6 protein-coding genes are annotated in these 6,385 nt (G+C 72.4%); 2 read left to right on the forward strand and 4 right to left on the reverse strand.

All coding sequences use genetic code 11. From position 1 onward, the window contains the following. The first annotated feature begins 35 nt into the window (after positions 1–35). Together AOK23_RS05800 and thpR are read left to right on the forward strand one after the other, a co-directional pair. Positions 36–1,313, forward strand: a complete 1,278-nt coding sequence (locus tag AOK23_RS05800) for an MFS transporter (protein ID WP_063791289.1) — start codon at positions 36–38, stop codon at positions 1,311–1,313. A gap of 59 nt (positions 1,314–1,372) precedes the next feature. Beyond that, entirely contained in the window at positions 1,373–1,939 is a 567-nt protein-coding gene (thpR, locus tag AOK23_RS05805; RefSeq protein WP_055711664.1) for an RNA 2',3'-cyclic phosphodiesterase, read from the forward strand. A 436-nt stretch (positions 1,940–2,375) separates the two neighbouring features. On the opposite strand, the gene AOK23_RS05810 is transcribed toward thpR, so the two are convergent. The 4 genes from AOK23_RS05810 to AOK23_RS05825 form a co-directional block, all read right to left on the reverse strand. Beyond that, positions 2,376–3,368 (reverse strand): aldo/keto reductase, encoded by a 993-nt coding sequence (locus AOK23_RS05810; protein WP_055711665.1) that lies wholly within the window; start codon positions 3,366–3,368, stop codon positions 2,376–2,378. A gap of 57 nt (positions 3,369–3,425) precedes the next feature. Further along, complete coding sequence (locus tag AOK23_RS05815) at positions 3,426–4,739, reverse strand: MFS transporter (RefSeq protein ID WP_240496270.1); 1,314 nt, start codon at positions 4,737–4,739, stop codon at positions 3,426–3,428. A 156-nt stretch (positions 4,740–4,895) separates the two neighbouring features. Then, the gene (locus AOK23_RS05820; RefSeq protein ID WP_055711666.1) at positions 4,896–5,483 is read right to left on the reverse strand and encodes a Uma2 family endonuclease; all 588 of its coding nucleotides are present in this window, start codon (positions 5,481–5,483) and stop codon (positions 4,896–4,898) included. Positions 5,484–5,594: 111 nt separating this feature from the next. After that, a complete protein-coding gene (locus AOK23_RS05825) occupies positions 5,595–6,278 on the reverse strand; it encodes a GDSL-type esterase/lipase family protein (RefSeq protein ID WP_055711667.1) in 684 nt (227 codons plus the stop codon). Between the last annotated feature and the right edge of the window lie 107 nt (positions 6,279–6,385).

Consider the following 6,385-nt stretch of genomic DNA (forward strand, 5'->3'; position numbering starts at 1 on the left):
CCCCCGAACCCCCCGCCCCCCGTGAGCGCGTGTCCATGTTCCGGTCCCTGCGGGTGCGGAACTACCGGCTGTTCTTCGTCGGGCAGGTGGTGTCGAACATCGGCACGTGGATGCAGCGGATCGCGCAGGACTGGCTGGTGCTGAGCCTGACCGGGTCGTCGACCGCGGTCGGGGTGACGATGGCCCTGCAGTTCCTGCCGATGCTGCTGTTCGGGCTGTACGGCGGCGTACTGGTCGACCGGTTCCCGAAGCGGCGGCTGCTGTTCCTGACCCAGACGGCGATGGCCGTGACGGGGCTCGCGCTCGCCGCGCTGACCCTCTCCCACCAGGTCCAGGTGTGGCACGTGTACGTGGCCGCCTTCGCCGTCGGTATGGCGACCGTCGTCGACAACCCGGCCCGGCAGTCGTTCGTGTCCGAGATGGTCGGCCCCGACCAGCTGCAGAACGCGGTCAGCCTCAACTCCGCGAACTTCCAGTCGGCCCGGCTGGTCGGCCCCGCCGTCGCGGGCGTCCTGATCACCACCGTCGGCACCGGCTGGGCGTTCCTCTACAACGGCCTCTCCTTCATCGCCCCCATCACCGGTCTGCTGCTGATGCGGACCCGTGAACTGCACCCCACCCGCCGCGCGCCCCGCAAGAAGGGCCAGCTGCGTGAGGGCCTGCGCCATGTCGCCGGGCGCCCGGAACTGCTGTGGCCGATCGTGCTGGTCGGCTTCATCGGGACCTTCGGCTTCAACTTCCCGGTCTGGCTGTCGGCGTACGCGGACGACGTGTTCCACACCGGCGCCGGCTCGTACAGCCTCTTCAACACCCTCATGGCGGTCGGCTCCGTCGCGGGCGCCCTCCTCGCGGCCCGGCGCGGCACGGCCCGGTTGCGGGTGCTGATCGCGGGCGCCCTCGCCTTCGGGCTGCTGGAGATCGTGGCCGCGCTGGCACCGACGTACTGGATCTTCGCGCTGTTCATGGTCCCGCTGGGGATGTTCGGCCTCACGGTGAACGTCACCACCAACACGGCCATCCAGATGGCCACCGACCCCGTCATGCGCGGCCGGGTCATGGCCCTCTACATGATGGTCTTCCTCGGCGGGACACCGCTGGGCGCGCCGATCGCCGGCTGGGTCACCGACGCGTACGGTCCCCGGATCGGCTTCGTCGCCGGCGGTGTCGTCTCCACGGTCGCCGCCGTCACGGTGGGCCTGGTGCTCATCAGGTCCGGCGGGATGCGGCTGTCGGTGGGCTGGCAGGGCCGGCAGCCGAGGCTGCGGTTCGTGCCGAAGCGGCCGGCGACGGAGAAGGAGCTGGTCAGGACATAGGGCAGAGGGAGCGCTCGCCAGGTGATCCTTTCCCTGGAAGGGTGACGGGCATGAGTGCCATGAGACTGTTCGCGGCGGTGCTGCCGCCGGACGATGTGGTGGACGAACTCGGTCTGGCCGTGGCCCGGTTGAAGGGGCTGGCCGGCGCCGACCGGCTGCGCTGGACCGAGCCGCCCGGCTGGCACTTCACGCTCGCCTTCTACGGCGAGGTCGACCCGTCGCTCGTGCCGGAGCTGACGGAACGGCTCGCGCGGGCCGCGCACCGGAGCGAGCCGTTCCCGCTGGCCGTGGCGGGCGGCGGACAGTTCGGTCACGGGCGGGCGCTGTGGGCGGGCGCCGAGGGCGATACGCGGACCCTGCGGCTGCTGGCCGACCGGGCGGAGGCGGCCGGTCGCAAGGCCGGCGTCGACATGGGGCAGCACCGCCGCTACACACCGCATCTGACGGTGGCCCGCAGCCGGGAGGCGTTCGAGGTGCGGCCGTACGTCGAGACGCTGGCGGCGTTCGTCGGGCGCACCTGGACCGTCGCCGACCTGGCGCTGGTGCGGAGCCATCTGCCGACGTCGGGGGTGCCGGGGGAGCAGCCCCGGTACGAGGCCGTGGAGCGGTGGGAGCTGGGTCACTGACCGAGGGGCGCCCCGCAGGACACCGGGGCCGGGCGGTTAGGCTCGATGGTGTGGACCCGAAGACCCGTAACCGGATCATGGCCGGTGTGCTCGCGCTGATGTTCGCGGTGGTCGCCCTCGCGGCGGCGCTGGGCAAGTGACCGCCGTGGTGGCCGGACGACCGCCGGGGAACCGCCGACCGCCGGAGTGACCCGGGGCCCGTGACGCGTGGCCGGTGACCCCCGTGGGCCTGGTGGGTCGGAGCGGACCCCGTGGCCGGTGGCCGGTGACCCGCGCGGGCCCGCGGGTCGGAGTGACCCGGGAACCCGTGACCGGTACCGGTGCCCGCCCGGGCCCGGCGGGTCGGAGTGACCCGGGGCCCGTGCGGGCCGGTCGTTGCGGCTCCCCGCACCGCCTCGGGGCGGTTCCCCGCTCGCTTTCGGGGCGGAGCCCGGTGTTACCAGGCGAACGCCTCCGGGGACGGGCCCGGGCCCGGGAAGATCTCGTCCAGGGAGGCGAGCAGCTCCTCGCTCAGCTCCAGCTCGGCCGCCCGGATCGCGGACTCCAGCTGTGCGGCGGTGCGCGGTCCCACGATCGGGCCGGTGACACCGGGACGGGTCAGCAGCCAGGCCAGGGCCGCCTCGCCCGGCTCTACGCCGTGCTTGTCGAGGAGGTCCTCGTACGCCTGGATCCGGCCGCGCGCGGCCGGGTCGGCGAGGGTGTCCGCGGCGCGGCCCGAGGCGCGCCGGCCGCCCTCGGCCTCCTTCTTGAGGACACCACCGAGCAGCCCGCCGTGCAGCGGCGACCACGGGATCACCCCGAGCCCGTACTCCTGGGCGGCGGGGATGACCTCCATCTCGGCGCGGCGCTCGGCGAGGTTGTAGAGGCACTGCTCGCTGACGAGGCCGATGGTGCCCGAGCGCCGGGCGGCGATCTCGTTGGCCTGGGCGATCTTGTAGCCGGGGAAGTTGGAGGAGCCGGCGTAAAGGATCTTGCCCTGCTGGACCAGGACGTCGACGGCCTGCCAGATCTCCTCGAAGGGGGTGGCACGGTCGACGTGGTGGAACTGGTAGACGTCGATGTAGTCGGTCCGCAGCCGCTTCAGGCTGGCGTCGACCGCCCGCCGGATGTTCAGCGCGGACAGCTTGTCGTGGTTGGGCCAGGCGTCGCCGTCCGCCGCCATGTTGCCGTACACCTTGGTGGCGAGGACGACCTTGTCGCGGCGGTCGCCGCCCTGCGCGAACCAGTCGCCGATGATCTTTTCCGTACGGCCCTTGTTCTCGCCCCAGCCGTACACGTTCGCCGTGTCGAAGAAGTTGATCCCCGCGTCCAGCGCCGCGTCCATGATCGCGTGACTGTCCGCCTCGTCGGTCTGCGGCCCGAAGTTCATGGTGCCGAGCACCAGCCGGCTGACCTTGAGCCCCGTGCGTCCGAGCTGTGTGTACTCCATGGTCCCCCAGCCAAGGCCGTGGAGTGCGCTCTAGGCAAGGGCCCCGCGAGCGGCCGGTCAGCCCTTCAGCTCGGCCGTGTCGTCCTTCGGGGAGGGCCGCGCGGGCCGGTGGCGGGGGAGGAGCAGCGGGGTGGCGAGCATCAGGGCGCCGGCCGCGGCGAGGGCCGTGCGGGGGTCGGTGACGGCGGCCAGCAGGCCCCACAGGGCGGTCAGCGCGGCGATCGTCAGCTTGCTGGTCACCGACCAGGCGGACAGGGTGCGGGCGACCCGGTCCGGCGGGGTCTCGTCGAGGCGGTACGTGGCCATCACCGGGTTGAAGACGCCCATGCAGGTGATCAGGCCCAGCTCCACGGCCATCACCAGGACGAGCCCGGTGGCGCCGGGGTGGATGAACGCCAGCCCCACCGGCCAGCACGCCCGCAGCGTGCCCGTCGCCAGCAGCACCCGGTGCTGCCCGTGGCGGGCGACCAGCCGCCGGGCGAGCCGGGAACCGATCAGCCCGCCCACGCAGGGCAGGGCGAAGGCCAGACCGTACTGCCAGGGCGTGAAGCCCAGCTCGCCGACCATCAGGACCAGCAGCAGCGGGGCGGTCGCCATGATCAGGCCGTTGACCAGGATCGTGTTGAGGAACAGGGGGCGCAGCGCCGGGCTGGTGAGGATGTAGCGCCAGCCGTCGAGCAGGTCACGGGCGCGGAGGCGGGGCGCGGCCGGCTCGGGAGGTGTTCCGTCGGCGGTGGCTTCCCCGGGGTGCGCGGGGCGCTTCGATGGGCGCTCGACAGGGCGCTCGGTGTCGCCGATCGCCCGGAGGGCCGTCGCGGAGAGGAGATAGCTGACCGCGTCGGTCACGAGGGTGACCACCGGGCCGAGGAGGCCGATCGCGGCGCCGCCCAGCGGCGGGCCGAGCATGGTCGCCGTCCAGTTGGTGGCCTCGAAGCGGCCGTTCGCGGCGAGGAGGTGTTCCGGGGGGACCAGGGACTTCAGGAACGCGCCGCTCGCCGCGCCGAAGGTGATGTCGGCCGCGGCGACGACGACCGAGACCAGCAGCAGCTGCGGGAAGGACAGCAGGTCGAGGGCGTAGGCCGCGGGGACGGTCAGGAGAGCGCCGGCGCGGAGCAGATCCGTCCCGATCATCACCGGGCGCTTGCGGCGGAACTCCACCCAGGGGCCGAGCGGCACCGCCACCGCCGCGCCCACGGCCAGACCGGTGGCCGCCAGCGCCGAGACCTCCGCCGGGCCGACGTCCAGGACCAGGACCGCGATCAGGGGGAGCGCGTCGAACGCGAGCCGCGTACCGCAGGTGCTGACCGCGTACGCCGTCCACAGCCACCGGAACTCCCGGCCCAGCCGCTGCCCGGCCGCCCCCGCCACCACCTCGGGCCCACCCCTCGCCGCCGTACGCGACGCAGCCCTTGCTCACGCCGACCGCGCCATCCAAGCGAGCGGCGACGCCCCGGGCAAGCCCGCGCCCGGCCCGTGAACGGGTCTTGGCCACACCTTGGCGGCCCCTTGGCGAGGCCGGGCCGCGGCTCAGTCGCGGGGGAACTCGTCGGTCTTGAGGGTGAGGCCGACGACGGTGCGGGTGAGGTCCACGTCGTCCCCGAACGGGATCTTCGTCACCGTGGCGTAGTCGCCGTCCTTCGGCTGGGTGTAGACGTGGCACCTGCCCTGGTACGGGTCGGCGATGAGGTAGACGGGGACCCCGGCGACGGCGTAGGCGAGCTTCTTCGGGCCGTAGTCGTTGGCCGCGGTGCCCTGGGAGATGACCTCCGCCACGAATTCGATGTCCTGGTAGCGCCAGCGGCCCTTGGCGTCCGTCACCGACCGGGCGGCCAGGGCCGCGACGTCGCAGGCGAAGCCGTTCAGGTTTCCGGGGAAGTCGATGCGGACGTCCGAGGCCAGCCGCTTGCGGGTGTAGGTGCCGTACAACTGCTGCAGGATATTGAAAGTGATCTCGAAGTGAGTCTGGCGCTGCGGCGACATGAAGATGTTTCCCCCGACGATCTCGACCTTCGTTCCCTCGGGGATGGGCATCTTCTCCAGGCAGTCGAACATGACGTCCAGAGTCAGCTCGCGGCTTCCCTCGGCCATCTCGATCCTGTCTTCAAGGACGGTCATCGTGGCGCTCCTCCCCGGCTGCCGACGGGTAGCGAACAGCCGCGCAGTACAACGATACGCACGGTGACCAGGACACGTGCGGCGCCGCGGGGCTCGGTTGCGTAGCCGGGCCTACGGCAGCTCGTACGGGCCGCCCAGGTCCCACGCCTCGTGCATCGCGTTCGCGAAGGCCGCCGCGATGCGGTGTTCGCCGGAGGCGTTGGGGTGGGTGCCGTCGTAGGTGTCCAGGTGGATGTCGTAGGCCGGGGGCGGGGACGCCAGGAGCAGCTCGGAGCGGGGCTCGTCGAGGTCGGCGGCCGTCTTGGCGAGGAGCTCGTTGAAGCGGGCCACCTGGGCGGCGAAGGCGGCGTCGCCCTCGGCGCGGACGTTCGGGATGACCGGCAGGAGCACCATGCGGACGCGCGGGTCAGCCTCCCGCGCGGCGGCGACGAAGCGGCGGGTGTTCTCGATGGTCTGCTCGGCGTCCGTGTAGAAGCCCAGGTCGATGAGGCCGAGGGAGACCAGGAGGACGTTCGCGCGGTGGGCGCGGACCGCGTCGGCGATCAGCGGGGCCATGTGCAGCCAGCCCTCGCCCCAGCCGGCCAGGTGGGCGCGGGGGAAGCGGGGGTCGCCGTCGGCGTACTCGTACGACGTGGGGGCGTCGGTCGCCTTGTCGTAGAGCGACTCGCGCGGGCCGACGATCCGGAAGGGGCCGTCGTGCGACGCGCACAGGTGCTGCCAGAGCCGGTAGCGCCACGTGTGTTCGCCCGCGCTCCCGATCGTCATGGAGTCGCCTACGGGCATGAACCTGAGCATGGGCTCATCATGAACGATCGCTACCCATCGGTAGGAGGGACTGGGTCACACACCCCTGTGAGCATCACCACGTGGTGCGGGACCCCGGCCCCGCGAAGCTCCCCCAC

Source organism: Streptomyces torulosus (assembly GCF_001419765.1).
GTDB lineage: Bacteria > Actinomycetota > Actinomycetes > Streptomycetales > Streptomycetaceae > Streptomyces > Streptomyces torulosus.

Bases quoted from the DNA above. Each gene is read 5' to 3' on its own strand.
- AOK23_RS05800 (WP_063791289.1), top strand. From the start codon at position 36: ATGTTCCGGTCCCTGCGGGTGCGGAACTACCGGCTGTTCTTCGTCGGG.
- thpR (WP_055711664.1), top strand. From the start codon at position 1,373: ATGAGACTGTTCGCGGCGGTGCTGCCGCCGGACGATGTGGTGGACGAA.
- AOK23_RS05810 (WP_055711665.1), bottom strand. From the start codon at position 3,368: ATGGAGTACACACAGCTCGGACGCACGGGGCTCAAGGTCAGCCGGCTG.
- AOK23_RS05820 (WP_055711666.1), bottom strand. From the start codon at position 5,483: ATGACCGTCCTTGAAGACAGGATCGAGATGGCCGAGGGAAGCCGCGAG.
- AOK23_RS05825 (WP_055711667.1), bottom strand. From the start codon at position 6,278: ATGCTCAGGTTCATGCCCGTAGGCGACTCCATGACGATCGGGAGCGCG.